This window comes from Photorhabdus tasmaniensis, from assembly GCF_011189505.1.
Classification (GTDB): Bacteria; Pseudomonadota; Gammaproteobacteria; order Enterobacterales; family Enterobacteriaceae; genus Photorhabdus; species Photorhabdus tasmaniensis.
On the sequence record NZ_PUJU01000187.1, the window covers coordinates 1 to 621 of the forward strand.

The window sequence follows — 621 nt, forward strand, 5'->3', positions numbered from 1 at the left end:
TTGTTAAACGTAAAACATGATAGCGGATGATGATTAAACTTAATAAAAAGCAGGCGTTAAAAGGGGTAAAAAAACGGTTAAAACTTTATACCGATTAAAATCATCAGTTAAAAAAATGACGTTTAATAACAACTTAAAGCCTGCCTTGTGTTTTGTGGGTATTTTAATTAATGGCTTTGGCGTTTGATCTTTATGACCGTACCTTTAATCGACAGGCTCCGGTCGGGCAACCACAATTAACAAGGTGTCCCGCCAGTGCAACAGGTATTCCCTGTATATTGAACAAGTTAGAACCTTCCGCAATGGCACCGGTTTGTTTACAGGCAGGACAAAATACCGGATCACCTTTACGGGCAACCTCCAGTTGTTGGTTGACCAAATCAGAACCATTTAAAACGTTTCCTCCGGTTGTCGTGGTATCACCGTTAAGGATAATTTGTCTTCCTTCTACTACACTTCGCATTATATTGACTCCTCTCTATTTTCTGCTTCTCGGATCAGATGCCATACGGTTGTTCCCGGTTCTGCTCCCTGAATATCAAAGGCAGTTGCGCCCTGAACAAAGAAATATTGTTTGTCAGGCTGGCTGTCAGTTCGCCAGAATCCGCTGACAAGCATCGG

1 protein-coding gene is annotated in these 621 nt (G+C 41.9%); it reads right to left on the reverse strand.

The window, feature by feature from the left end; all coding sequences use genetic code 11:
• Positions 1–190: 190 nt before the first annotated feature.
• Positions 191–463 carry a PAAR domain-containing protein gene (locus C5471_RS23450; protein ID WP_133813395.1) on the reverse strand — a complete coding sequence of 91 codons (273 nt, stop codon included), beginning with the start codon at positions 461–463 and terminating at the stop codon, positions 191–193.
• Between the last annotated feature and the right edge of the window lie 158 nt (positions 464–621).

Excerpts from the sequence above, each read along its gene's own strand:
- C5471_RS23450 (WP_133813395.1), bottom strand. The coding sequence starts at position 463 with ATGCGAAGTGTAGTAGAAGGAAGACAAATTATCCTTAACGGTGATACC.